The sequence below is a fragment of the Streptomyces sp. NPDC001153 genome (genome assembly GCF_053598315.1).
The window spans coordinates 44,614-68,687 of the sequence record NZ_JBSFJZ010000037.1 but is presented as its reverse complement, the minus strand read 5'-3'; the positions used below and the strand labels follow the sequence as shown (position 1 = coordinate 68,687).

General features: G+C 72.4%; 22 protein-coding genes. 11 read left to right on the top strand and 11 right to left on the bottom strand.

The genetic code is table 11. The annotated features are described in order from the left end of the window. Positions 1-3: 3 nt before the first annotated feature. The 3 genes from ACWDEN_RS34360 to ACWDEN_RS34350 are packed head-to-tail and all read right to left on the bottom strand — an operon-like array spanning position 4 to position 3,661. The gene (locus ACWDEN_RS34360) at positions 4-1,713 is read right to left on the bottom strand and encodes an L-aspartate oxidase (protein ID WP_351616403.1); all 1,710 of its coding nucleotides are present in this window, start codon (positions 1,711-1,713) and stop codon (positions 4-6) included. Next, a complete protein-coding gene (gene panC, locus ACWDEN_RS34355) occupies positions 1,710-2,702 on the bottom strand; it encodes a pantoate--beta-alanine ligase (protein ID WP_450861773.1) in 993 nt (330 codons plus the stop codon). Before panC ends, ACWDEN_RS34360 begins: the two co-directional genes overlap by 4 nt. Continuing rightward, positions 2,699-3,661, bottom strand: coding sequence for a Rossmann-like and DUF2520 domain-containing protein (locus ACWDEN_RS34350; RefSeq protein WP_351622453.1), 963 nt, complete (start codon positions 3,659-3,661; stop codon positions 2,699-2,701). The genes panC and ACWDEN_RS34350 overlap by 4 nt, the downstream gene beginning before the upstream one ends. A gap of 239 nt (positions 3,662-3,900) precedes the next feature. Between ACWDEN_RS34350 and ACWDEN_RS34345 the strand changes: the two genes are divergently transcribed. After that, the gene (locus ACWDEN_RS34345) at positions 3,901-5,082 is read left to right on the top strand and encodes a threonine aldolase family protein (protein ID WP_351622455.1); all 1,182 of its coding nucleotides are present in this window, start codon (positions 3,901-3,903) and stop codon (positions 5,080-5,082) included. Here the strand turns inward: ACWDEN_RS34345 and ACWDEN_RS34340 are convergent, their stop codons facing one another. Further along, complete coding sequence (locus tag ACWDEN_RS34340; protein ID WP_351622458.1) at positions 5,083-5,289, bottom strand: hypothetical protein; 207 nt, start codon at positions 5,287-5,289, stop codon at positions 5,083-5,085. 173 nt (positions 5,290-5,462) lie between these two features. Between ACWDEN_RS34340 and ACWDEN_RS34335 the strand changes: the two genes are divergently transcribed. Further along, entirely contained in the window at positions 5,463-6,566 is a 1,104-nt protein-coding gene (locus ACWDEN_RS34335; protein WP_351622461.1) for a DUF5937 family protein, read from the top strand. Between the two features lie 169 nt (positions 6,567-6,735). Here the strand turns inward: ACWDEN_RS34335 and ACWDEN_RS34330 are convergent, their stop codons facing one another. Both ACWDEN_RS34330 and ACWDEN_RS34325 read right to left on the bottom strand, forming a co-directional pair. Continuing rightward, positions 6,736-7,407: a response regulator transcription factor gene (locus tag ACWDEN_RS34330; RefSeq protein WP_351622464.1), complete on the bottom strand. Its 672-nt coding sequence runs from the start codon at positions 7,405-7,407 to the stop codon at positions 6,736-6,738. Positions 7,408-7,486: 79 nt separating this feature from the next. After that, complete coding sequence (locus ACWDEN_RS34325) at positions 7,487-8,692, bottom strand: sensor histidine kinase (RefSeq protein ID WP_351622467.1); 1,206 nt, start codon at positions 8,690-8,692, stop codon at positions 7,487-7,489. 118 nt (positions 8,693-8,810) lie between these two features. On the opposite strand from ACWDEN_RS34325, the gene ACWDEN_RS34320 reads away from it, so the two are divergent. Next, positions 8,811-9,980, top strand: coding sequence for an SAM-dependent methyltransferase (locus tag ACWDEN_RS34320; protein ID WP_450861769.1), 1,170 nt, complete (start codon positions 8,811-8,813; stop codon positions 9,978-9,980). 24 nt (positions 9,981-10,004) lie between these two features. On the opposite strand, the gene ACWDEN_RS34315 is transcribed toward ACWDEN_RS34320, so the two are convergent. After that, positions 10,005-11,156, bottom strand: a complete 1,152-nt coding sequence (locus ACWDEN_RS34315) for an NADH-quinone oxidoreductase subunit D (protein ID WP_450861767.1) — start codon at positions 11,154-11,156, stop codon at positions 10,005-10,007. Between the two features lie 31 nt (positions 11,157-11,187). Here ACWDEN_RS34315 and ACWDEN_RS34310 point away from each other — a divergent pair, with 31 nt between their 5' ends. Continuing rightward, positions 11,188-11,691, top strand: coding sequence for a PH domain-containing protein (locus ACWDEN_RS34310; protein WP_450861765.1), 504 nt, complete (start codon positions 11,188-11,190; stop codon positions 11,689-11,691). Beyond that, complete coding sequence (locus tag ACWDEN_RS34305) at positions 11,688-13,019, top strand: PH domain-containing protein (protein WP_351622476.1); 1,332 nt, start codon at positions 11,688-11,690, stop codon at positions 13,017-13,019. Before ACWDEN_RS34310 ends, ACWDEN_RS34305 begins: the two co-directional genes overlap by 4 nt. 58 nt (positions 13,020-13,077) lie before the next feature. On the opposite strand, the gene ACWDEN_RS34300 is transcribed toward ACWDEN_RS34305, so the two are convergent. Together ACWDEN_RS34300 and ACWDEN_RS34295 are read right to left on the bottom strand one after the other, a co-directional pair. Beyond that, positions 13,078-14,454, bottom strand: coding sequence for a hypothetical protein (locus ACWDEN_RS34300; protein ID WP_450861762.1), 1,377 nt, complete (start codon positions 14,452-14,454; stop codon positions 13,078-13,080). A 94-nt stretch (positions 14,455-14,548) separates the two neighbouring features. Then, entirely contained in the window at positions 14,549-15,673 is a 1,125-nt protein-coding gene (locus ACWDEN_RS34295) for an alpha/beta hydrolase (protein ID WP_351611305.1), read from the bottom strand. A gap of 227 nt (positions 15,674-15,900) precedes the next feature. Between ACWDEN_RS34295 and ACWDEN_RS34290 the strand changes: the two genes are divergently transcribed. The 6 genes from ACWDEN_RS34290 (at position 15,901) to ACWDEN_RS34265 (ending at position 21,204) form a co-directional block, all read left to right on the top strand. After that, positions 15,901-17,715: a phosphatidylglycerol lysyltransferase domain-containing protein gene (locus ACWDEN_RS34290; protein ID WP_450861760.1), complete on the top strand. Its 1,815-nt coding sequence runs from the start codon at positions 15,901-15,903 to the stop codon at positions 17,713-17,715. 158 nt (positions 17,716-17,873) lie between these two features. Next, entirely contained in the window at positions 17,874-18,878 is a 1,005-nt protein-coding gene (gene folP, locus ACWDEN_RS34285) for a dihydropteroate synthase (protein WP_351611300.1), read from the top strand. After that, a complete protein-coding gene (locus ACWDEN_RS34280; protein WP_351611298.1) occupies positions 18,875-19,405 on the top strand; it encodes a nuclear transport factor 2 family protein in 531 nt (176 codons plus the stop codon). Before folP ends, ACWDEN_RS34280 begins: the two co-directional genes overlap by 4 nt. Positions 19,406-19,667: 262 nt before the next feature. After that, positions 19,668-20,027: a dihydroneopterin aldolase gene (gene folB / locus ACWDEN_RS34275; protein WP_450861757.1), complete on the top strand. Its 360-nt coding sequence runs from the start codon at positions 19,668-19,670 to the stop codon at positions 20,025-20,027. Then, positions 20,024-20,635 (top strand): 2-amino-4-hydroxy-6-hydroxymethyldihydropteridine diphosphokinase, encoded by a 612-nt coding sequence (folK, locus tag ACWDEN_RS34270; RefSeq protein ID WP_351611292.1) that lies wholly within the window; start codon positions 20,024-20,026, stop codon positions 20,633-20,635. The genes folB and folK overlap by 4 nt, the downstream gene beginning before the upstream one ends. Positions 20,636-20,715: 80 nt before the next feature. Continuing rightward, positions 20,716-21,204, top strand: coding sequence for a DUF3180 domain-containing protein (locus tag ACWDEN_RS34265; protein ID WP_351611290.1), 489 nt, complete (start codon positions 20,716-20,718; stop codon positions 21,202-21,204). A gap of 24 nt (positions 21,205-21,228) precedes the next feature. Here ACWDEN_RS34265 and folE read toward each other — a convergent pair whose 3' ends face one another. Next, entirely contained in the window at positions 21,229-21,834 is a 606-nt protein-coding gene (gene folE, locus ACWDEN_RS34260) for a GTP cyclohydrolase I FolE (RefSeq protein ID WP_351611288.1), read from the bottom strand. 133 nt (positions 21,835-21,967) lie between these two features. Continuing rightward, a complete protein-coding gene (gene ftsH, locus ACWDEN_RS34255) occupies positions 21,968-24,010 on the bottom strand; it encodes an ATP-dependent zinc metalloprotease FtsH (protein ID WP_351611313.1) in 2,043 nt (680 codons plus the stop codon). Positions 24,011-24,074: the final 64 nt, after the last annotated feature.

The window sequence follows — 24,074 nt, the reverse complement described above, 5'->3', positions numbered from 1 at the left end:
GTGTTACCGGGTAGGGGGGAAGTCTGCGGTGTCGGTGGTGTGCACGGCCAGCGAGCGGTCGGGGTTCAGCCGCACGACGATGTGCCGGCGCCAGTGGGCGTCGTCGCGCTCGGCGTGGTCCTCGCGCCAGTGGCAGCCGCGGGTCTCCTCGCGCAGCCGCGCGGCGGCGACCAGGACGCGGCCGACGCACAGGAGGTTGGTGGCCTCCCAGGTGTCCACGCCGGGCTCCGCGGTCTTGCCGTTCTCGTCGAGGGCGTCGCGGGCCTCCGTGTGCAGTTGCTGCAGCTGTTCGGCGGCCCGGGCGAGGGACTCCTCCGAGCGCAGCACGCCGGCGCCCTCGGTCATGATCCGCTGGATGGCGAACCGGGTCTCGGGGGCGAGCAGCGGGTGCGCGGGCGTCTCGGGGTGCTCGACCGGTACGGGCACGCGCGCGTGGAGGCCGTTCTGTGCCCGCGCGGCGATGATGTCGGCGGCGATCCGCTCGGCGTAGACGAGGCCTTCGAGGAGGCTGTTGGAGGCGAGCCGGTTGGCGCCGTGCACGCCGGTGCAGGCGACCTCGCCGCACGCGTACAGGCCCGGCACGGTCGTCCGGCCCCGGGCGTCGGTGCGCACGCCTCCGGAGGCGTAGTGGGCGGCCGGGGCGATCGGGATGGGCTCGGTGAGCGGGTCGATCCCGTTGGCGCGGCAGGCGGCCAGGATGGTCGGGAAACGCTGCTCCCACATCTCGGCGCCGAAGTGCCGGGCGTCGAGGTACATGTGCTCGGCGCCCTGCTCCAGCATCCGCCGCAGGATGCCCTTGGCGACGATGTCCCGGGGCGCCAGCTCGGCCAGTTCGTGCTGCCCGGCCATGAAACGCACCCCGTCGGCGTCGACCAGGTGGGCACCCTCGCCGCGCACCGCCTCGGAGACCAGCGGCTGCTGGCCCTCGGCGTCCGGACCGAGGAACAGCACGGTCGGGTGGAACTGCACGAACTCCAGGTCGGAGACCTCGGCGCCCGCGCGCAGCGCCAGCGCCACGCCGTCGCCGGTCGACACCGACGGGTTGGTGGTCGCGGAGAAGACCTGGCCCATGCCCCCGGTCGCGAGCACCACCGCGGGGGCGTGCACGGCGCCCACGCCGTCGTGCTGGCCCTCGCCCATCACGTGCAGCGTGACGCCCGCCGTACGGCCGTCGGCGTCGGTCAGCAGGTCCAGCACGAGCGCGTTCTCGATGGTGTGCAGCCCACGCGCGCGTACCGCCTCCACGAGCGCCCGGGAGACCTCCGCGCCGGTCGCGTCGCCGCCCGCGTGCACGATCCGGCGCCGGTGGTGGCCGCCCTCGCGGGTGAGGTGGATGTCGCCCTCGCCGTCGGTGTCGAAGTGGGCTCCGGTGGAGATGAGGCGCCGTACCGCGTCGGGGCCCTCGGTGACGAGGATCCGCACGGCCTCCTCGTCGCACAGGCCCACGCCGGCCACCAGGGTGTCCTCCAGGTGCTGCTCGGGCGTGTCGCCCTCGCCGAGGGCGGCCGCGATGCCTCCCTGGGCCCACCGCGTGGAGCCGTCGTCCAGGCGGGCCTTGGTGACGACGACCGTCGTCAGGCCCGCGGCCTGGCAGCGCAGGGCCGCGGTCAGGCCTGCCACGCCGGAGCCGACGACGACCACGTCCGCGGAGATGGCCCAGCCCGGGGCGGGCGCGTGCAGTCGTATGCCGGTGCTGGTGCCTGTGCTGGTCACGAGGCGGCTCCAAAGGTCAAGGGAAGGTTGTCGATCAGCCGGGTCGTGCCGACCCGGGCGGCGACGGCGAGGACGGCCTCGCCGGTGAAGTCGTCGCCGATCTCGGTGAAGTCGGACGGGTCGACGAGCGCCAGGTAGTCCAGTTCGAGCGGCGGGACGAGCCGGGCGGCCTCGTCCAGTACCTGGCGGGCGGCCGCGCGGACGGCCGCCGGGCCGCCCGGGGACGCCGTGGCGACCGCGTGCGCGTCGGCGGCCGCGCGGGACTCCCCGAGGGCGCTCAGCGCCTCGGCACGCGCGTGTGTGGTGGGCACTTCGCGGGCACGCGCGCGCAGCGCCTCCTGCGCGGCGTGCCGGTCACGGCCCGCGAACAGCGCGCGGGACAGCGCGAGCGCGGTACGGCGCTCCTCCGGCGAGAGGTAGCGGTTGCGGCTGGACAGGGCGAGCCCGTCCTCCTCACGCACGGTCGGTACGGCGGCGATCTCGATGCCGAAGTTCAGGTCCCGCACCATGCGCCGGATCAGGGCCAGCTGCTGGGCGTCCTTCTGCCCGTAGAGGGCCACGTCGGGACGGGTGAGGTGGAGCAGCTTGGCGACGACGGTCAGCATGCCGTCGAAGTGGCCGGGCCGCGAGGCGCCCTCCAGTCGTTCGCCCATGGGGCCGGCGGTGATCCGGACCTGGGGGGCGCCGCCGGGGTAGACCTCGTCCACGGAGGGTGCGAACACCGCGTCCGCACCGGCCTGTTCGGCGAGCTTCAGGTCGGCGTCGAGGGTGCGCGGGTAGCGGTCCAGGTCCTCGCCGGCACCGAACTGCAGCGGGTTGACGAAGACGGTGACGACGACCTCGCCGTCCGGTCCTGCGATCTCGCGCGCGGTGCGGATCAGGGTGGCGTGGCCGTCGTGCAGGGCGCCCATGGTCATCACGACGGCGCGGCGGCCGCGGCGCACGCGCGCGTGGAGCTCGTCGGCGGTGCTCAGCAGGGCGGTGGTCATCGGTCGTTCCCCTCGGTGCCGTGAGTGCCGTTCGTGCCACCGCCGTTGGTGCCGCCGGTGCCGTCGGCCAGCACGTCCAGCAGGTCCTCGGCGAGTTCGGGCTTCAGCAGGCCGTGCGCGAGCGCCCGGTCGGCGGTCGCGCGGGCCATCGCGACGTAGCCCGCGACGGTCTGCGGGGCGTGCGTGCGCAGCTCGGTGATGTGTGCGGCGACCGTGCCGGCGTCGCCGCGCGCGACGGGCCCGGTGAGCGCCGCGTCGCCGGAGCGCAACGCGTTGTCCAGGGCGGCGCCGAGCAGCGGGCCGAGCATCCGGTCGGGCGCCTCGACGCCCGCGGTGCGCAGCAGCTCCATGGACTGGGCGACCAGGGTCACCAGGTGGTTGGCGCCCAGCGCGAGGGCCGCGTGGTACAGCGGGCGGTTCTGCTCGCTGATCCACTCCGGCTCGCCGCCCATCTCGATGACGAGGGCCTGGGCGGCCAGCCGCAGCTCCTCGGGCGCGGTGACGCCGAAGGAGCAGCCGGCGAGCCGCTGGACGTCCACGGGGGTGCCGGTGAAGGTCATCGCCGGGTGCAGGGCCATCGGCAGCGCGCCCGCGCGCAGGGCCGGGTCGAGCACCTTCGCGCCGTACCGGCCGGAGGTGTGCACGAGCAGCTGGCCGGGCCGTACCGCGCCGGTCTCGGCGAGACCGGAGACCAGGCCGGGCAGGACGTCGTCGGGGACGGTGAGCAGCACCAGGTCGGCGCGCTGCAGGACCTCGGCGGGCGGCACCAGCGGCACCTCCGGGAGCATGGTCGCGGCGCGCCGCCGGGAGGCGTCGGAGACGCCGGACACGGCCACCGGGCGATGCCCGGCGAGCTGGAGGGACGCGGCGAGCGCAGGGCCCACGCGGCCGGCGCCGACGACGCCGACGGTGAGCCGCGCTGGGCGGTCCTTGAGGTCTTGCTGGTGGACTGTACTCACGCGACGGCGGCCTTCCCGTTCCAGTCCGCTCTGGGTACCGGACGATTTCTCGTCATGTTAACGCTATCTCGATCCGGCGCCGATTGGTCGTCCACAGGCTGTGGGTTACGCCACGTGTACGCCACGCAGCCGTGTGTCCACCCGCGCCCGGGCCCCGCCTCGGCTCTCGCGGCGTCACCACGCGTGCGTGCACCCGAATCCGGCTGCCCGCCCGGGCTCCCGCGCGGCATGATCCGCACATGACTGACACGGCGGAAACGGACGACGACCAGCGGGCGGAGCGGTCCGAGCGGGAACGGATGCGGGGGCGGCGCCGGGACGCCTTCGCCAAGGCGGAGCGTGTGCTGTGGCGCCCGGGCTTCCAGCGCACGATCCGGGAGCGGCTGGCAGCTCTCCGGGAAGCGGCACCCGAGGTGTACGACCTGGACCGGAACGCGGACATCTACGGCGACGGGATCGTGGCGGACCTGGAGGAACGGGTCGCGGGCCTGCTCGGCACGGAGGCCGCCGCGTTCTTCCCGACCGGCACGATGGCCCAGCAGGTGGCGCTGCGCTGCTGGGCGGACCGCACCGGCGACCGCGCGGTTGCCCTGCACGCCCTGGCCCACCCGGAGGTGCACGAACGGCACGCGTTCAGCCAGGTCAGCGGGTTGCGCCCGGTGCGCGTGACCAGTGAGCCCCGGCTGCCCACCGCCGCCGAGATACGCGACTTCGACGAGCCCTTCGGCGCGCTGATGCTGGAACTGCCCCTGCGGGACGCCGGTTTCGTACTGCCCACCTGGGAGGAACTGACCGAGGTCGTCGAGGCCGCGCGGGAGCGCGACGCGGTGGTGCACTTCGACGGCGCCCGCCTGTGGGAGTGCACGGTCCACTTCGGCCGGTCCCTCGAGGAGATCGCGGGCCTGGCGGACAGCGTCTATGTGTCGTTCTACAAGTCCCTCGACGGCTTCGGCGGCGCCGCGCTGGCGGGACCGAAGACCCTGGTGGAGGAGGCGAAGACGTGGCGGCACCGGTACGGCGGCATGGTCTTCCAGCAGTTCCCCACCGCGTTGTCGGCGCTCGCCGGCCTGGAGCGCGAGCTGCCCCGGCTGCCGGACTACGTGCGGCACGCGCGCGTGGTCGCCGCCGCGCTCCGCGAGGGTTTCGCCGCGGCAGATGTCCCGTGGTCGCGCGTGCACCCCGAGGAACCGCACACCCACGACTTCCAGGTCTGGTTGCCGTACGACCCGGACGTCCTCATGGAGGCGGCGGTGCGCCAGGCCGAGGAGACGGGCACGTTCCTGTTCGCCAACCCCTGGGACCGCGGCGGGCCGGGGCTGTCCTTCACCGAGGTCGCCGTGCGCTCGCAGGGCCTCACCTGGACGGCGGACGACGTACGGGCGGCCGTCGCCGGCTTCGTCGAGCGCCTGCCCACGGGGTGATCACAGTGCGCGCGGGCGCAGCCAGCGGCGCAGGGCGTACCGCACGCGCCCCCGCGCCGGGCGCCCGGCGACGACCGCGCGGAAGCGCCGGTAGTCGCGCAGTTCGCGCACCAGGTCGGCGTCGTGCCGGCCGGGCGCGGGCGGCTCCGGTTCGCCGAGCACGCGGGCGCGGTGGCTGTCCAGGAGGTACTGCTGGGTGATGCTCATGGCGATCGCCTTCTCAGGACGTGAACTGATCGGTGACGGACGGGTGTCCGCTCGGGCTCCGCGGCTGCCCCGGTGTCTCCAGCCTGCTCCCGGCCGGGGCGGCTGTCCCGTGGATTGACGACCGCCGTCAATCCACGGCGGCACTGTCAGTGGCCGGGTGCACGATGGACGGCATGAGCGTGACCATCGACATCTCGGGACTGCCACCGGAGCGGGTCTCCGTCGTGCCCTCTCCACTGGCGGAACTGGGGATGGCCCTGCACGCCCTCAGCGAGCCCGGCCACCATCCCGGTCTCCAGGGCTGGGCGACCGCCGTCTCCTCCCGGCTGGACCCCTGCCTGGCCGACCGCCTGTGCGAGGCGGACTTCCTGTGGCGTACGACGTTCTCGGACGTGTTCGCCCCGTTCGCGGGCCTGCCCGGCGGCCGCGCGCTCCCCGGCGCCACCCTCGCCGAGGAACTGGACCAGCTGGACAAACTGACGGACGACCAGTTCGTCACAGCGGCCCTGGAGTTCACGTGCCAGTTGCGCTACGACGTCCAGGAGCCCGGCCCGCTCGAGGACCCGGAGCTGCGCCGGCGCTCCCTGGAACTGGCCGCCGCGCGCGGAGCCGTGCAGGAGCGGTTCACGCGCCGGCTGCTGGAGGATCCGCCGGCCGTCCGCGCCTGGTTCCGGGAGCTGATGCTCGACTGCGACGAGGCGTTCTTCGCCGACGTCTGGGCCCGCGTCCAGCCCCAACTCGCCGCGGACGCCCGGCACAAGACGGAACTGCTGCGCCACAGGGGCCTCGGAGAAGCCCTCGCGTCCCTCTCCGGGGCCATCTCGCTGGACGAGGAGGCCGCGCTCATCACGGTCGACAAGCTCCTGGTGGGCCACGCCGCCACCGGCGACGGCGGCCTGGTCCTCGTCCCGACCAGCCTGGGCTGGCCGCACCTGATGGTCCTGTACCGCCACGGATGGCAGCCCTCGATCACCTACCCGGCGAGCGGGTCCCGTCCGCAGGCCCCGTCCGTCGAGCAGCTCACCCGCCGCATGGAGGCGCTGGCCCACCCGGTGCGGATGCGGCTGTGCCGACATCTGGCACGGGCCCCGCACACCACGAGCGAACTGGCCGACGCGCACGGCATGTCGGCGCCCCAGATATCCCGGCACCTGGCGGTGCTGAAGAAGGCGGGCCTGATCACCAACTGCCGCCGGGGCCGGTACGTCCAGCACCAGCTGGACCTGGCGGCGGTGGCCCGGCTGGGCAGCGACTTCATCGAGGGCGTCCTGCGCTGACACACCGCGCCGCAGCGACGTTAGCCTTGACCGCGGGGCAGCCGGCGGGGCCGGGCTCAGCGGTGACTGTCGAGGCCGTCGGCACAGCCGGGTCTGACCGCCGGAATGCGCCGACACCCACCGCCACAGCCGACCACCCGTGCCCCCGAGACAGCCGGCAGGCACGGGCTCAGCCGTGGCCGCCCGCGCGTACCAGCCCTGTCTCGTAGGCGAGCACCACGACCTGCACCCGGTCGCGCAGGCCGAGCTTGGTCAGGATGCGGCCCACGTGGGTCTTGACCGTCGCCTCGCTCAGCACCAGCCGGGCCGCGATCTCGCCGTTGGACAGGCCCTGCGCGACCAGCACCATCACCTCGCGCTCCCGGTCGGTGAGCCGCTCCAGCTCCTTGTGCTGGGGCTCCTTGCCGGTGGACGGCAGCATCGGCGCGAAGCGGTCCAGCAGACGCCGGGTGGTGGAGGGCGCCACGACCGCGTCACCGCTGTGCACGGCCCGGATCGCGCCCAGCAGGTCACCGGGCGGCACATCCTTGAGCATGAAGCCGGAGGCGCCCGCCTTCAGCCCGGAGAAGGCGTACTCGTCCAGGTCGAAGGTGGTCAGGATCAGCACCTTGGGCGGATCGGGCTCCGCGCAGATCCGCCGGGTGGCCTCCACGCCGTCCAGCTTGGGCATGCGGACGTCCATCAGGACGACGTCGACGGGCGTGGACCGCAGCACCTGCAGGGCCTCGACGCCGTCGCCCGCCTCCGCCACGACCTCCATGTCCGGCTGGGCGGCGAGCACCATCCGGAATCCGGTGCGCAGCAGCACCTGGTCGTCGACGAGCATCACGCGGATCGTCATCGGGCCTCTTTCGTTCGGGGCGGCAGGGGTGGCTTCAGGGCGAGGGTGTACAGGTGTCAACAGGGGGCGTACGGCCGCGTCAGTGCGCCGGTTTGAGCGGGAGCAGGGCACTGATGCGGAATCCTCCGCCCGGGCGCGGCCCCGCGTCCAGGGTGCCGCCGACCATGCCGACCCGTTCGCGCATACCGATCAGGCCGTGCCCCCGGCCGTCGGCGCCGCCCTCCTCGTACAGCTCGTGCGGCGCGCCCTTGCCGTCGTCCTCGACGAGCAGGCCGAGCCCGTCGTCGAAGTAGACCAGCCGGACGCTCGCGCCCGCGTTGGGCCCGCCGTGCTTGCGGGTGTTGGTGAGCGCCTCCTGCACGATCCGGTACGCGGTCAGCTCCACGCCGCTCGGCAGCGGTCGTGGGGTGCCCTCGACCTTGAAATCGACAGGGAGGCCGGAGCTGCGGCACTGCTCGATCAGCTCGTCGATCTGCTCGACGTCGGGCTGCGGAACGTACTCCCCGCTCTCCTGGTGCTCTCCGGTGCGCAGCACGCCCAGCAGACGGCGCATCTCGGCGAGGGCCTGGCGGCCGGTGGACGAGATCGTCTCCAGGGCCTTCTTCGCCTGGTCGGGAGCGGTGTCGAGGACATACGCGGCGCCGTCGGCCTGCACCACCATCACCGACACGTTGTGCGCGACGACATCGTGCAGCTCGCGCGCGATGCGGGCGCGCTCGGCGGCCACCGCGACCTTCGACTGCGCCTCGCGCTCCTTCTCCAGGCGGGCCGCGCGCTCCTCCAGCTGGGCGAAGTAGGCGCGCCGGGTGCGCATGGAGTCACCGAGCACCCAGGCGAGCGCGAAGGGCACCGTCTGGAAGACGACGAGGGCGATCTGCCCCAGAAAATCGGTGTGCTCGTTGGGCCAGCGGATCTGCGCGAGGGGCGCAGCGATGAGGCTGGCGGCGAGCGCGAGCCGGGAGGCCCAGCGCGCGCCGACCGTCGCCACCGTGTAGGTGATCACCAGCATCGCGAAGTCGGCGACGGTCGTCTCGACGTCCACCACCAGCTGGGCCAGACCCGTCGCGAGGGCGACCAGCAGCATCGGCTCCGGGAAACGGCGGCGCAGCGCGACGACGACGCACAGGACGGCGGACACGGCCATCCCGCCGGGGAGCGTCATGTGGTGACCGGGCACCCCGTGGAGATTGACCACGCTCAGACCGGACAGCCCGAGCAGGACGACGGCCCAGAAGGTGTCGACCCAGGTCGGGTGGCGGCGGAGGAAGTCGTAGAGGCGCTGCACGTAACCCAGAGTAGGGAAAACGGATGCGTGCAGGGGTCAACCGGAGGGCCGATCCGCGCCAGGGGCGCGTACTCCGCAAGGTGGAGGAAGTGATCATCTGTGTGCCTAGTCTGTTCCGGTGACGGATGAGACGGCGCGGGAAGCGGAACGGCGCCCCGGCGACGGAGAGGGCGGCCGGCGCGGCCGACGCGGCTGGCGTGCGGCGACCGAGGCGGCGCTGTACGGGCCCGGGGGCTTCTACCGCCGCCCCGAGGGCCCGGCCGGTCACTTCCGTACGTCCGTACACGCCTCGGCGCTGTTCGCGCAGGCAGTGGCCCGGCTGCTGTGCCGGGTCGACGAGGCGCTGGGACGGCCCCCGGCACTGGACTTCGTCGACATGGGCGCCGGGCGGGGCGAACTGGTCACCGGGGTGCTGGCCGCCCTGCCGGCCGATGTGGCCGCACGCGCGCGTGCATACGCCGTCGAGCTCGCCGACCGCCCTGTCGGGCTGGACGAACGCATCACCTGGCTGGACACGCCGCCGCCCACCGTCACGGGGCTGCTGTTCGCCAACGAGTGGCTGGACAACGTGCCCGTGGACGTGGCCGAGGTCGACCCCGCGGGCGTGCCCCGGCTGGTGCTCGTCGCCGACGACGGCACCGAGCGGCTCGGGGCCCCGGTGACCGGCGCGGCGGCCGACTGGCTCGCCCGATGGTGGCCGTTGCCGGCCGAGCAAGGCTTGCGCGCGGAGATCGGACTGCCCCGGGACCTGGCGTGGACTTCGGCGGTGGCGCGGGTGGTGCGCGGGCTCGCGGTGGCCGTGGACTACGCGCACACCGCCGACACGCGCCCCCCGTTCGGGACGCTCACCGGCTTCCGGGAGGGGCGCGAGACGGCGCCCGTGCCGGACGGGTCGTGCGACATCACGGCCCACGTCGCGCTGGACGCGTGCGCGGCGGCCGTCACGGCGCACACACCCTCGGAAGCGCCCCACCGCACGACGCAGACGCCCGGGGATGCGACCGGCAGGCCCGGGGAGACGGCGCACACGCCCACCGAGACGGCGCGGGCGCCCTCGCGCACGGCGCGCGTACTGCCTCCGGCGCGCCTCCTCACGCAGCGCTCTGCTCTGCGCGCCCTGGGCGTCACCGGCGCACGCCCCCCGCTCACGCTGGCCGCCGCGGACCCCACGGCCTATGTGCGCGCCCTCGCGAGCGCCGGGGAGGCCGCCGAACTCACCGCGCCGGGCGGCCTCGGTGACTTCGGCTGGCTCGTCCAGCCGGTTGGGATTCCGGACCCGCTCGCCTGAGCCGGCCGCTCGCCGAGGACCGTCCTACTTGTCGATGTCTCCGACCACGAAGAACATCGAGCCCAGGATGGCCACCATGTCCGCCACCAGCGTCCCCGGCAGCAGCTCGGTCAGCGCCTGGATGTTGTTGTACGAGGCAGAGCGCAGCTTCAGCCGGTACGGCGTCTTCTCGCCCTTGCTGACCAGGTAGTAGCCGTTGATGCCGAGCGGGTTCTCGGTCCACGCGTACGTGTGCCCCTCGGGCGCCTTCAGCACCTTGGGCAGCCGCTGGTTGATCGGCCCGGGCGGCAGCTCGGCGAGCTGGTCCAGGCAGGCGTCGGCGAGGTCGAGCGCGTTGTGGGTCTGGTCCAGGAGCACCTCGAAGCGGGCGAGGCAGTCGCCCTCGCTGCGGGTGACGACCTTCAGGGTGTCCTGGAGACCGCCGTACGCCAGGTACGGTTCGTCGCGGCGCAGGTCGAAGTCGACGCCCGAGGCGCGCGCGATGGGCCCGCTCACGCCGTAGGCGTGCACGGTCTGCGGCGTCATCGCGCCCACGCCGCGCGTGCGCCCACGGAAGATCTCGTTGCCGAGCACCAGGTCGTCGAAGACGTCCATGCGCGAGCGCACGTCGGCGACGGCGGCACGCGCGCGTGCGGTCCACCCGGCCGGCAGGTCCTCCTTGAGGCCGCCGACGCGGTTGAACATGTAGTGCATGCGCCCGCCGGAGATCTCCTCCATGACGTTCTGGAGCACCTCGCGCTCCCGGAACGCGTAGAACACCGGGGTGATGCCGCCCAGCTCCAGCGGGTAGGAGCCGAGGAACATCAGGTGGTTCAGCACCCGGTTCAGCTCGGCGAGCAGCGTGCGCATCCAGACCGCACGCTCCGGCACCTCCATGCCGAGCATGCGCTCCACGGCGAGGACCACGCCCAGCTCGTTCGAGAACGCCGACAGCCAGTCGTGGCGGTTGGCGAGCACGATGATCTGGCGGTAGTCGCGCGCCTCGAAGAGCTTCTCGGCGCCGCGGTGCATATACCCGATCACCGGCTCCGCGCGCACGATGCGCTCCCCGTCCAGCACGAGCCTGAGCCGCAGCACGCCGTGCGTGGACGGGTGCTGGGGCCCGATGTTGAGCACCATGTCGGTGCTTTCCGCGGCGCCGCCGATCCCGACCGTGGTCTCCGTCGTAGGAGTCATGGCCCCAGTTTCCCCTACGTACGCTGGGCCCATGGAGACGGGGAGCCCGGAGGAGACCGGGATACCGGGGGCCGAGCTGGTGTGGCGGGGGCTGCAGCCCGCCCTGATGCGGTTGCGCCGGCTGCTCGTGGTGGGGTGGACGGCAGTGCTCGCGGTCGTCACCGGGCTGCCGCTGGGCCTGCTCGTGGGGCCCGCGTGGGCGGCCTTCGCCCTGGTGCCGGTGGCCGGCGCCGCGTGGTGCTGGCGGCTGGTGGGACGCAACTGGCGGTCGTGGCGGTACGCCGAGCGCGCGGACGACCTGCTGATCAGCCGCGGTGTCCTGTGGCGCGAGGAGACGGTGGTGCCGTACGGGCGGATGCAGCTGGTCGAGGTCACCTCCGGGCCCCTCGAGCGGCGCTTCGGGCTGGCGACCGTGCAGCTGCACACGGCGGCCGCCGCGACCGACGCCACCATCCCCGGCCTGGACCCGGCCGAGGCGGAGCGGCTGCGTTACCGGCTCTCCGAGCTGGGCGAGGCGCGATCGGCGGGCCTGTGACGACCCCGGACCACGACGAGGAGATACCCGCGCCCGTGCCGGTGACCGAGCGCCGGCTGCACCCGGTCACGCCGTTCCGCCGGGCCTGGGCGCCGGTCGCCGTACTCTCCGGATGGGCGGTGCACGACCCGAACGGGACGCAGCAGCAGCTGGCGCGGCTGACCGCCACCGCGCTGCTGCTGGGGCTCGCGGTGCTGGTGCCAGTGGCCGGCCTCTACGGCTTTCTGTCCTGGTGGTTCACGCACTTCGCGGTCACCGACACCGAACTGCGCATCCGCACCGGCCTGTTGTTCCGGCGCACCGCGCACATCCGGCTGGAGCGCATCCAGGCCGTAGACGTCTCCCGTCCCCTCCTCGCGCGCGTGGCGGGCGTCGCCAAGCTGCGAATCGACGTCGTCGGCGCCGACGACAAGGACGAGCTGGCCTTTCTCGGCGAGCAGGAGGCGCGCGCCCTGCGCGCGGAGCTGCTGGCGCGCGCCGCGGGCTTCGCTCCCGAGACGGCGCGCGAAGTCGGCGAGGCTCCGGCGCACGAACTGCTGCGCGTGCCCCCTCGCGCGCTGGCGCTCTCCCTGGTACTGACGGGCGCCACCTGGGTCTCGCTGTGCGCCGCGCTCGTCATGCCGACCGTGCTCTGGCTCACCACCCACAACCTGTGGACGGTCCTCGCCACCGCCCTGCCGCTGTTCGGCGCGGCCGGCGCGCGCAGCGCGGGACGGTTCGCCGGCGAGTTCGACTGGAAGGTGAGCGAGTCGCCGGACGGGCTGCGCATCGACCACGGGCTGCTCGACCGTACGCACGAGACGGTCCCGCCGGGCCGGGTGCAGACCGTGCGGATCGTGCAGCCCCTGCTGTGGCGGCGGCTCGGCTGGGTGCGGGTGGAACTGGACGTGGCCGGGTCCGCCAACTCGGTGCTGGTGCCGGTCGCCCCACGCCCGATCGCCGAGTCGGTCGTCGCGCGCGTGCTGCCCGGTGTGACGGTGCCTCAGGAGCTGTCGCGGCCGCCGCGGCGGGCCCGCTGGTACGTGCCGGTGTGGTGGCGCGGCCACCGCCTCGCGGTCACCGGGGCGGTGTTCGCCACCCGGCGCGGTCTGCTGCGGCGCCGGCTCTCGCTGGTCCCGCACGCCAAGGTGCAGAGCGTGCGGCTGAGCCAGGGACCCTGGCAGCGCCTCTGGCGGCTCGCCGACGTCCACGTGGACACCGGGGCCGGCAAGACCGTGACAGCCCGTCTGCGGGACGCCCAGGAGGCCGCGCGGCTTCTGCACGCCCAGGCGGAGCGGTCCCGTACGGGGCGCCGGGACGCCCGTCCCGACCGCTGGATGACCGGATGACACCAGGCCCGGCTTCCCACGGGGGGAGCCGGGCCTGGTGTCCGGTACCTGTACGGTCTCAGGAAGCCGCGCTGCGCAGCCTCTGGACGTCGATCTGCTCGGTCTCGTCGTGCGCGGTCAGGTCGATGACCTGGCCGACGCCCTCCGACCGCGCGTCGGCGTCCTTGAACTCGGCCTCGGTCTCCGCCTTGTGCACGGCGAGGGCCTCCTGGCCGACGACGTCGGCGAGATCCTCGTTCTGCACGGACTCCAGCGCGGCCTTCGGCGCGTCCTTCTGGGTGCCGAAGAAGTCGAAACCGCCCTCGACCACCGGGCGCCGCGCGGGCGCGGCCGGTACGACGGCCACCGCGGTCGGCACCGTGAAGTGACCGGCGGGCGGCCGGCCCACGGGCTGGGCGGCCTCGGCCGGTGCCATGGGGGCGGCGGCCGCGCGCGCGTGCCCGCCGGCCGCCGGGGACTGCCCCTCCGCCTCGTCCTCCTGGCCGGCCGGCGCACCGGCCTCGCCCGCGGAGGCGCCGGCGCCGTTCGTCACGCCTTCCGCCGCGTCATCGGCCTGCGCGGCGGAGTCGGCCTCGCCCGCGTCGGCCTTGCGGACATCGGCCCTGCCCGTCGGAACAGCGCCCGCCTCGGACTCGCCCGCGGCGGACTCACCCGCCTCGGAGGCCGGCGCCTTCGGAGCCGTATCCACGGAAGCCGCCGCCTCGGAAGCCGCGGGCACGGCCGTGTCGCCGTCGCCGGACGCCGCGGTGTCCGTCGCGGAGTCGCTCGTTGCCTCGCCGTCGAACCGGGCCAGGGCCGTCAGGGCCCGCTGGTACAGCCGTGCGCCCTCGGACGAGAACACCGCGTGCGCCTTCGGCTCGTCCTCGGAGTCCGCCCCGGCCTCAGCGGCGTCGGCGGCGGGTTCCTCGGCCGCCTTCGCTTCGGTCGGCTGCGGCTCCAGCTCGGCGCGGCGCGCGGGCGGCAGCGCCGGCGAGGGCACGGCCGCCTCGATCTCCAGCAGCCGGCGCCCCTCCAGGGCGCTCGCGCGCTCGGTCTCCGCCGTGGCGTACCGGCGCAGCAGGGCCGCGTGCTCGTTGCGCAGGCCGGCCAGCTCCGCGCGCTTGGCGCGCAGCCGCTGCTCCAGCTTCGTGCGCAGCTCGCGCGACTCCTCCAGGTCGGTCTCCAGTTCGGCGACCCGCTCCTCGTACCGCCACTCGTCGCCGGCACGCGCGCGTGTGAGCTCGGCGACCCGCTTGCCCGCCTGTGTGTCCCAGCGGCGCATCACGACCGCTCCGACGACCGCCGTCGCCGCGGCGGCCGCTGCCAGGGCGCGCAGAATCATGGCCTCGGAGAACACCCAGGGACCCAGCGCGCAGACGACGGAGACGGCGGCGATCGCCGACGGAGGCAACAGCCGGTGCAAAGGCGGTGAATGGCGGTGGCGTCCACGTGGCATGGCCAGAAACTTACCGCGCGTAGGCGAATCGTGGGCCCCCGCCCCGTAAAAACACGGCCACAACACCGGCTTCACGAGAAGTCAGGATCAGGGATCAGTGCGCGACCAGCCGCGTGCTGATCCACTGCAGCATCCCCGGGATCTCCCGCTTCCAGGTGTTGAAGTTGTGTCCGCCGCTCGGAAGGATGATCGACGAAACCCTGGTCACGTTGGTGTCCTGCACGCTCTTGATGAACTTGAGCGTGTCCTTGTAGTTGTGCTCACCGACCTTGCTCGAGGTGACGAGCAGCGAGGTCTCGGGCGCGGGCAGGTGCTTGAGCACCCAGAAAAGATCGGCGCGATTGCGCAGGTTCTTGTTGCCGTGGAAGAGGTCACCGGTGGTGGGGTCGATCGGCGCCCTGTAGTACGGCGACAGACCGGCAGCGGCCGCGTACGCCTTCGGGTAGTGCATGGCGATCTTCAGCGCGCAGTAGCCGCCGGTCGAGTCGCCGACGATGCCCCAGCTGGCGGGCGTCTTGTCCACCCGGTAGTGGGCCATCACCGAGTCCCGCAGATCCTTGGCGAAGAACGTCTCGGTCTGCGGGCCGCCGGGAACGTCCACGCATTCCGTGTCCCGCGGCGGCGCCACGGCCGGCCGCAGCATCACCAGAATCATCGGCTGCATCTTCCCCGCCTTGGCCAGCTGCTGCGCCGTGCTCGGATAGTGCAGTTTGTCCACCAGCGCCTGGGCCGTACCGGGGTAACCCGTGAGGACGACGGACACCGGGAACTTGCGCGCACGGTTCTGCGGCTGGAAGTACTCCGGGGGCAGGTACACGAACGCAGGTGCCGCGATATGGGTCGTACGTCCGAGGATATCCACCTTCTGAACCTGCCCCGCCACCTGCGGCAGCCCGCTGCCCGCTCCGATGACCCGGGACGTGGAGACCACCTGGATCGGGCCGGTGCTGCCGCCCGCTATGTGGTCGACGACGACGCCCTGGTCTGTCTCCTGGCCGAACAGGTCGGCCCAGCTGGCGTAGAAGCCGAAGGCCTGGTTGGCGGCGAGGCCCATCGAGGCGACGAGCGCCAGCTGCGTGCTGAGCAGCAGACCGACCCGCCCGCTGACGGCCCGCCAGCTCCGCCGGGCCAGCCGCGGCCACAGCCACACCGTGCCGACGAACAGCATGACGGAGAGGACGATCGCCAGCACCAGCACTTTGTTGCTCGTGAGACCCATGGGCTGTTACCTGCCTGCGCTTTCTGCCCGATGTCAGCCCACGCTTCGTTGCGAGGACTTGCCCGGGGCTTTCCTTGGCCTTTGACCCGACTTTCCGGTGGGGAGTGAACCTCCCTCCCCCAGACACCGTCCTAGAGGGCGCAATGTCGCCGGATGCCCGATCGGGCCCGGGTCCAAGGTCTCTCGCAGAACTACGGGATGCGATGTCTGTCAGGATAGATGGGGAAATGTCGGACGGGGTTCCGAGCCGATCCAGCCGGGCGCGGCGCATACTGCGCGGCCCGCGCCCCGAGGCCGTCCCCGTCCTCGTCGGCAGGGCGGCCGCCCTCGTGGGCGTTCTGGACATTGCCGCGGGTGTGTTCCCGCGCTTCCGTCACAGCCGTATGCACGCCATCGCCGAGGTGCTGCCGGGCTCGTTCGGCCCCTTCGCGGCCGCGCTCTCGGTGAGCGCCGGCGTGCTGTTGCTCCTGCTCGCTCACGGGCTCAAACGGTGCAAGCGCCGGGCCTGGCGGGCCGCGGTCGCACTGCTGCCGGCGGGCGCGGCGGCGCAGTTCGCGTACCGGCACTCGTTCGTCGGCGTGCTCATCGCCGTGGCACTGCTCGTGCCGCTGCTGATCCACCGGGACGAGTTCGCGGCGCTGCCCGATCCGCGCAGCAGGTGGCGGGCGCTCGCGAACTTCGTCCTCATGAGCGCCAGTTCCCTCGCCCTCGGACTCATCATCGTAAGCGTTCACCCGCACCGGACGATCGGCGACCCGAGCCTGGCCGACCGGCTGACCCACGTCGTCTACGGCCTGTTCGGCTTCGAGGGCCCGGTCGACTACCAGGGCAACACGTCCTGGACCGTCGCCTTCTCCCTCGGCGCCCTCGGCTGGATCACCGCCGTCACCACCATCTACCTGGCCTTCCGCCCCGAGCACCCGGCCGCCCGCCTCACCGAGGAGGACGAGTCCCGCCTGCGGGCCCTGCTGGAGAAGCACGGCCGGCGTGACTCGCTCGGCCACTTCGCGCTGCGCCGCGACAAGGCCGTCGTCTTCTCCCCCAGCGGCAAGGCCGCGGTCACCTACCGCGTCGTCTCCGGTGTGATGCTCGCCAGCGGCGACCCCATCGGCGACGTCGAGGCCTGGCCGGGTGCCATCGAGCGCTTCATGGACGAGGCCAAGGCGCACTCCTGGACGCCCGCCGTCATGGGCTGCTCGGAGACGGGCGGCGAGGTGTGGACCCGTGAGACCGGCCTGGACGCCCTGGAACTGGGCGACGAGGCGGTGGTGGACGTCGCGGATTTCTCGCTCGCCGGACGCGCGATGCGCAACGTACGGCAAATGGTCAAGCGCATCGAGCGAGCCGGCTACGAAACCCGGGTACGGCGTATCCGTGACCTCGGCGTCGCCGAACTGGAGCGGATCCGCCGGGCGGCGGAGGACTGGCGCGGCACCGACACCGAACGCGGCTTCTCCATGGCGCTCGGCCGGATCGGCGACCCCGCCGACGGCGACTGCCTGATCGCCACCGCCCACAAGCAGGACGACGAGCCCGGCGAGTACGGCGACCTGAAAGCGGTCCTGCACTTCGTGCCCTGGGGCAAGGACGGCGTCTCGCTGGACCTGATGCGCCGCGACCGCAGCGCGGATCCCGGCATGAACGAGCTGCTGATCGTCGCCGCCCTCCAGGCCGCGCCGAAGTTCGGCATCACCCGGGTCTCGCTGAACTTCGCGATGTTCCGCTCCGCCCTCGCGCGCGGCGAGAAGATCGGCGCGGGTCCGGTCCTGCGCGCCTGGCGCGGGCTGCTGGTGTTCCTCTCGCGCTGGTTCCAGATCGAGTCGCTGTACAAGTTCAACGCCAAGTTCCAGCCGCGCTGGGAACCCCGCTTCGTGGTCTACCGGAACAACGCCGACCTGCCCCGCATCGGCTTCGCCGCCATGCAGGCGGAGGGCTTCGTCGAGTTCGCCCTGCCGATCCCGCGCTTCCTGCGCCGGCGCAAGGCGGCCGCCGAGCGCCCCTGCGCGCACACCGTGGCGGAACGGGACGTGCGCGCGGCCTGAGCGCCCGCGCGGCCTGAGCGTCCGGGCGGGCGCTCAGGGCAGCAGGACCGAGCGGTACGGCCGGAACGGGCCCGGGCGGGCGCCCCACCCCCTCCAGCAGGGGCTTCCGCCCGGGCCGCCGCGCGTTCCGGGCGACGTCCTGGGCCTACGCTGAACGTATGAAGAACCTCAGCGGGCGCGGCCGGGTGGCCGGCCTTCCGGTATGGGACCGGTGCGCGGTCATGGGTGTCGTCAACGTGACCCCCGATTCCTTCTCCGACGGCGGCCGCTGGTTCGACACGACCGCCGCCGTCAAGCACGGCCTCGACCTCGTCGCCGAGGGTGCGGACCTGGTGGACGTGGGCGGCGAGTCCACCCGCCCCGGCGCCACCCGGGTGGACGAGGCCGAGGAACTCAGGCGCGTCATCCCGGTCGTCCGGGGCCTCGCCTCCGAAGGCGTCGTCGTCTCCGTCGACACCATGCGCGCCTCCGTCGCCGAACAGTCCCTCGCGGCCGGGGCCGCCCTCGTCAACGACGTCAGCGGCGGCCTCGCCGACCCCGCGATGATCCCGGTGGTCGCCGCCGCGGGCGCCCCGTTCGTCGTCATGCACTGGCGCGGCTTCCTGCAGGGCGGCAACGTCAAGGGTGCCTACGACGACGTCGTCACCGAAGTCGTGGAGGAACTGCACGCGCGCGTGGAGGCCGTTCTGGCCGGCGGCATCGCCCATGACCGCATCGTCGTCGACCCCGGCCTCGGCTTCTCCAAGGAGGCCGAGCACGACCTCAGCCTCCTCGCCGGCCTCGACCGTCTGCGCGCCCTCGGCCACCCCCTGCTCGTGGCCGCCTCCCGCAAGCGGTTCCTCGGCCGTGTCCTGGCCGGGCCGGAAGGGGCTCCCCCGCCGGCCCGGGAGCGCGACGCCGCCACGGCCGCCGTCTCCGCGCTCGCGGCGCACTACGGCGCGTGGGCCGTGCGCGTGCACGAGGTACGCGCCACCGCGGACGCGGTACGGGTCGCGCGCGCCGTGGAGGGGGCGCGTAAGGCAGGCTCGGCGCCGGAGTCGACAAGTGAGCGCGGGGCGCGTGAAGCGGGCAACACGCCGAGCGCCGAGCACGAGCCCGGGGCGTGCGGAAGTGGGCGCGCGCCTGGTGTCAGTGGTGAGCAAGGGGCGGAAGGAGCCCGGTGAGCGCCCCTCATACCGATGTCGAGCAGGTGGAGGCCGCCAACACCGCCTTTTACGAGGCAATGGAACGCGGTGACTTCGATGAGCTGTCCTCCCTCTGGCTCACCCCCGCCGACCTGGGCGTGGACGAGGAGTACCACGACCCGGCGGACACCGGGGTGATCTCCTGCGTGCATCCCGGCTGGCCGGTGCTCACCGGCCGCGGCGAGGTCCTCAGGTCGTACGCCCTGATCATGGCGAACACCGACTACATCCAGTTCTTCCTCACCGACGTGCACGTCTCCGTCACCGGCGACACCGCGCTCGTCACCTGCACCGAGAACATTCTCAGCGGCGGCCCCGCCCCCGAGGACGGCGCGGAACTGGGACCGCTCGTCGGCCAGCTCGTCGTCGCCACGAATGTGTTCCGGCGCACACCCGCCGGCTGGAAGCTGTGGTCGCACCACGCCTCCCCCGTCCTGGCGGAGAGCGCCGACGACGAGGATCCCGGCGTCGACGAGGTCGAACCGGACGAGGGCCCCCTCGCCTGAGCGGGTAGACGGTCCACAGGAAGCAGAGCAAGAGGGACCAAGAAGTGGTTGGAATCACCTACCCCGGGGTAGAAGCCGCTTCCAGCCCATGACACGGCCGGGTTTCCCTGGGGAAACGCGAGATGAACCCTCGTGGTCCCGGCCGGGCCCGCGCCCCGCGGCCCGGCTTTGTCAGTGCCCGCAGGTAGATTCGTCTGAGGCCGGTGTGCCGCCCGCACGTGGTACGTACCGGTCCTTCCCGACGATTGCAGGAGTGATTCGCGTGGATCGTGTCGCGCTGCGCGGCCTCAGGGCCCGCGGGCACCACGGTGTGTTCCCCCGGGAGCGCGAGGAGGGCCAGACCTTCATCGTCGACCTCGTCCTGGGGCTGGACACCCGGCCGGCGGCGGCCGACGACGACCTGGCGAAGACCGTGCACTACGGCATCGTGGCCGAGGAGGTCGTGGCCGTGGTCGAGGGTGAGCCGGTGGACCTCATCGAGACCCTCGCCGAGCGGATCGCGCAGACCTGTCTGAAGCACGAAGGGGTCAAGGAGGTGGAGGTCTGTGTTCACAAGCCGGACGCACCGATCACCGTCCCCTTCGACGACGTGACCGTCACCATCACCCGGAGCCGAGTATGACCCGACCTTTCCTCCAGGGTCACAGCGACCCGACCGTCCAGCCGGTGCCCGCCTCGGTCGTCGAGAAGGTCGACGCCGCCGACACGACCCTGCAGAACCCGAAGTGGGCCGTCATCTCCATCGGCGCCAACCTCGGCAACCGCCTGGAGACCCTCCAGGGCGCCGTCGACGCGCTCGAGGACACCCCGGGTGTCCGCGTGAAGGCCGTCTCCCCGGTGTACGAGACCGAGCCCTGGGGCGTGGAGCCGGGCAGCCAGCCGTCGTACTTCAACGCGGTCGTGGTCCTCAAGACCACCCTGCCCCCGGCCTCCCTCCTGGAGCGGGCCCACGCCATCGAGGAGGCGTACAAACGCGTCCGCGACGAGCACTGGGGCCCGCGCACCCTGGACGTCGACATCGTCGCCTACGCGGACGTCACCTCCGACGACCCGCAGCTCACCCTGCCCCACCCGCGCGCCCACGAGCGCGCCTTCGTGCTCGCGCCCTGGCACGACGTGGACCCGCAGGCTCAGCTGCCCGGCCGCGGTCCGGTGGCCGAACTGCTGTCGGCCGTCACCCGTGCGGGCGTCGAACCCCGCGAGGACCTGGAACTCCGACTGCCCGAATAGTCGTTAAGGTCAAGACGACTCAAACGACAAGGTCGAGACGACCGCAGTCCGGACCGGTCCGGGGGAGCTGAAGGGACACCGTGAGAGAGCTGCGCATCAGGGTGCTGGCGGGCGTGTTCGTCGTGGCCGGCATCCTGTCCTGGGCGGGCGCCCGCCTCTGGAACTCGACCGGGACCCTCCCCAGCGTCCCCCTGGCCGCCCCCATCGTGCTCGCCCTGATCGCGGTGGTGCTGCTGTCGACGGCGCTCTCGCTGCGCGCCCGTCTCAAGGCCCAGCGCGAGCGCCGCCCCGGTGCCAAGGGCGTCGACCCCCTGATGGCCGCCCGCGCGGTCGTCTTCGGCCAGGCCAGCGCCCTGGTCGCCGCCCTCGTCGCCGGCATGTACGGCGGCACGGGTGTCTTCCTGCTGGAACTCCTCGACATCCCCGCCCGCCGGGACCAGGCGTTCTACGCCGGCTTCTCGGTGGTGGCCGGCATCGGTGTCATAGCGGCGGCCCTGTTCCTGGAGCGGGTGTGCAGGCTGCCGGAGGACGACGACCAGAACCCCCCGGGAGCGGAACCGGCGGCGTGACCGCCGGTTTCCCCAGGCACCGGTTCAGCGCGCCATGATCAGGCTCATGGCCTCGTTCCGCGTCGCCGCATCCCGCAGCTGACCGCGCACGGCGGACGTTATGGTCTTCGCGCCCGGCTTGCGGATGCCGCGCATGGACATGCACATGTGCTCGCACTCGACGACCACGATGACGCCCCGCGGCTCCAGGATCTCCATCAGGGAGTCCGCGATCTGCGTGGTGAGTCGTTCCTGCACCTGCGGCCGACGGGCGTAGACGTCGACCAGGCGGGCCAGCTTGGACAGGCCGGTGATCTTTCCGGTGACGGACGGGATGTAGCCGACGTGGGCGAGCCCCCGGAACGGGACCAGATGATGCTCACACGTGCTGTACACCTCGATGTCCTTCACGAGCACCATCTCGTCGTGCCCCAGGTCGAACGTCGTGGTGAGCACGTCCTCGGGCCGCTGCCACAGGCCGGCGAAGATCTCCTTGTAGGCCCGCGCCACCCGCGCCGGTGTCTCCCTCAGACCCTCCCGGTCCGGGTCCTCGCCGACCGCGATCAGCAGTTCCCGTACGGCATTCTCGGCGCGCTTCTCGTCGAAGTCACCGATGCGGCCCTCGCCGTCCAGCGTCACCGGGTCGGTCATGTGCTTCCTCGTTCCTGTACCTCTTCCGCGCGGCGGCGGCCACGCGTCTGACTGCGGACATACGAACGCCGCGCCCCCAGGCTAAAACCTGGTGGACGCGGCGTTCATTCCAGGCCGGTTGGCCGAAACGCGGTCAGCTCTCCGGGCGGTCCTCCGGCGTCTGGTCCGTCACCGGGGCCGACTCCGCGGCGGTGGACTTGACCGTGCTGATCGCGGCCGTCGCGCCGTTGGCGCCGTTCGTCAGTGCCAGCTCCTTCGGGGAGAGCACCGGCGGACGGGTGGACGGGGTGCGACGGGAGGAGCCGGTCCAGGCGGGCCGCGGGGGGCGCTTGACGATCGGGGCGAAGATCTCGGCGATCTCCTCCTTGCCCAGGGTCTCCTTCTCCAGCAGGTGAAGGACGAGCTGGTCGAGCACGTCACGGTTCTCGACCAGGATCTCCCAGGCCTCGTTGTGCGCGGTCTCGATGAGCTTCTTGACCTCTTCGTCGACCAGCGCGGCGACCTCTTCCGAGTAGTCGCGCTGGTGAGCCATCTCACGTCCGAGGAAGGGCTCGCTGTTGTCGCCGCCGAACTTGATGGCGCCGAGCCGCTCGGTCATGCCGTACTGGGTGACCATCGCGCGGGCCAGGTTGGTGGCCTTCTCGATGTCGTTGGCGGCGCCGGTGGTCGGGTCGTGGAAGACCAGTTCCTCGGCGGCGCGGCCGCCCAGCATGTAGGCCAGCTGGTCGAGCATCTCGTTGCGCGTGGTCGAGTACTTGTCCTCGTCGGGCAGGACCATCGTGTAACCGAGGGCACGGCCGCGGGACAGGATCGTGATCTTGTGGACCGGGTCGGAGTTCGGCGAGGCCGCCGCGACCAGGGCGTGACCGCCCTCGTGGTACGCGGTGATCTTCTTCTCCTTGTCCGACATGATCCGGGTCCGCTTCTGCGGGCCCGCGACCACGCGGTCGATCGCCTCGTCCAGCGCCCGGTTGTCGATCAGCTTCTGGTCGCCTCGGGCGGTGAGCAGCGCGGCCTCGTTCAGCACGTTCGCGAGGTCGGCGCCGGTCATGCCGGGGGTGCGGCGGGCGACGGCGGCCAGGTCGACGTCGGGCGCGACCGGCTTGCCCTTCTGGTGGACCTTGAGGATCTCCAGGCGGCCCTGCAGGTCCGGCGGGTCGACCGCGATCTGGCGGTCGAAGCGGCCGGGGCGGAGCAGTGCCGGGTCGAGGATGTCCGGGCGGTTCGTGGCGGCGATGAGGATCACGCCGCCCTTGACGTCGAAGCCGTCCATCTCGACGAGCAGCTGGTTCAGGGTCTGCTCGCGCTCGTCGTGACCACCGCCGAGGCCGGCGCCGCGATGGCGGCCGACCGCGTCGATCTCGTCGACGAAGACGATCGCCGGGGCGTTCGCCTTGGCCTGCTCGAACAGGTCACGCACTCGGGAGGCACCGACACCGACGAACATCTCGACGAAGTCGGAACCGGAGATCGAGTAGAACGGCACCCCGGCCTCGCCGGCCACGGCGCGCGCGAGCAGCGTCTTACCGGTACCGGGGCGGCCGTAGAGCAGCACGCCCTTGGGGATCTTGGCGCCGACGGCCTGGAACTTGGCCGGCTCCTGCAGGAACTCCTTGATCTCGTGGAGCTCCTCGACGGCCTCGTCGCAGCCGGCGACATCGGAGAAGGTCGTCTTCGGGGTGTCCTTGGTGATGAGCTTGGCCTTGGACTTGCCGAAGTTCATCACCCGGGAGCCGCCGCCCTGCATCTGGTTCATCAGGAACAGGAAGACGACCACGATCAGCACGAAGGGCAGCAGGGAGAGCAGGACGCCGACGAACGGGTTCTGCTTGGACGGCGAGACCGTGTAGCCGTCCGGGATCTGCTTGCTCTCGTACTTGGTCTGAAGGTTGGTGGCGAGCTGGGTGCCCTGCTGGTCGCCGATGTAGCTCGCCTGGATCTTCGAGCTGCCGTCGACCTTCTGGCCGTCCTTGAGGGTGACCTTGATGGTCTGCTCGTCGCCGGTGGTGAGCTTGGCCGACTGGACCCTGTTGTCATTGATCGCCGCGACGACCTGGCCGGTGTCCACCGTCTTGTAGCCGCCGGACGAGCCGACGACCTGCATCAACACGACCACGGCAAGGACGGCCAGCACGATCCACATGACCGGCCCACGGAAGTATCGCTTCACGTCCATCCATACGGAGCGGTGCCGCCCCGTCCCTCCTGCCATAGTGAGTTTGATAAGACAGTTCTTCTGA

Excerpts from the sequence above, each read along its gene's own strand:
- panC (WP_450861773.1), bottom strand. The coding sequence starts at position 2,702 with ATGACCACCGCCCTGCTGAGCACCGCCGACGAGCTCCACGCGCGCGTG.
- folE (WP_351611288.1), bottom strand. The coding sequence starts at position 21,834 with ATGACCGACCCGGTGACGCTGGACGGCGAGGGCCGCATCGGTGACTTC.
- ACWDEN_RS34300 (WP_450861762.1), bottom strand. The coding sequence starts at position 14,454 with ATGCCACGTGGACGCCACCGCCATTCACCGCCTTTGCACCGGCTGTTG.
- ACWDEN_RS34310 (WP_450861765.1), top strand. The coding sequence starts at position 11,188 with ATGGAGACGGGGAGCCCGGAGGAGACCGGGATACCGGGGGCCGAGCTG.
- folP (WP_351611300.1), top strand. The coding sequence starts at position 17,874 with ATGAAGAACCTCAGCGGGCGCGGCCGGGTGGCCGGCCTTCCGGTATGG.
- ftsH (WP_351611313.1), bottom strand. The coding sequence starts at position 24,010 with ATGGACGTGAAGCGATACTTCCGTGGGCCGGTCATGTGGATCGTGCTG.
- ACWDEN_RS34340 (WP_351622458.1), bottom strand. The coding sequence starts at position 5,289 with ATGAGCATCACCCAGCAGTACCTCCTGGACAGCCACCGCGCCCGCGTG.
- ACWDEN_RS34345 (WP_351622455.1), top strand. The coding sequence starts at position 3,901 with ATGACTGACACGGCGGAAACGGACGACGACCAGCGGGCGGAGCGGTCC.
- ACWDEN_RS34295 (WP_351611305.1), bottom strand. The coding sequence starts at position 15,673 with ATGGGTCTCACGAGCAACAAAGTGCTGGTGCTGGCGATCGTCCTCTCC.
- ACWDEN_RS34290 (WP_450861760.1), top strand. The coding sequence starts at position 15,901 with ATGTCGGACGGGGTTCCGAGCCGATCCAGCCGGGCGCGGCGCATACTG.
- ACWDEN_RS34335 (WP_351622461.1), top strand. The coding sequence starts at position 5,463 with ATGAGCGTGACCATCGACATCTCGGGACTGCCACCGGAGCGGGTCTCC.
- ACWDEN_RS34315 (WP_450861767.1), bottom strand. The coding sequence starts at position 11,156 with ATGACTCCTACGACGGAGACCACGGTCGGGATCGGCGGCGCCGCGGAA.
- folK (WP_351611292.1), top strand. The coding sequence starts at position 20,024 with ATGACCCGACCTTTCCTCCAGGGTCACAGCGACCCGACCGTCCAGCCG.
- ACWDEN_RS34330 (WP_351622464.1), bottom strand. The coding sequence starts at position 7,407 with ATGACGATCCGCGTGATGCTCGTCGACGACCAGGTGCTGCTGCGCACC.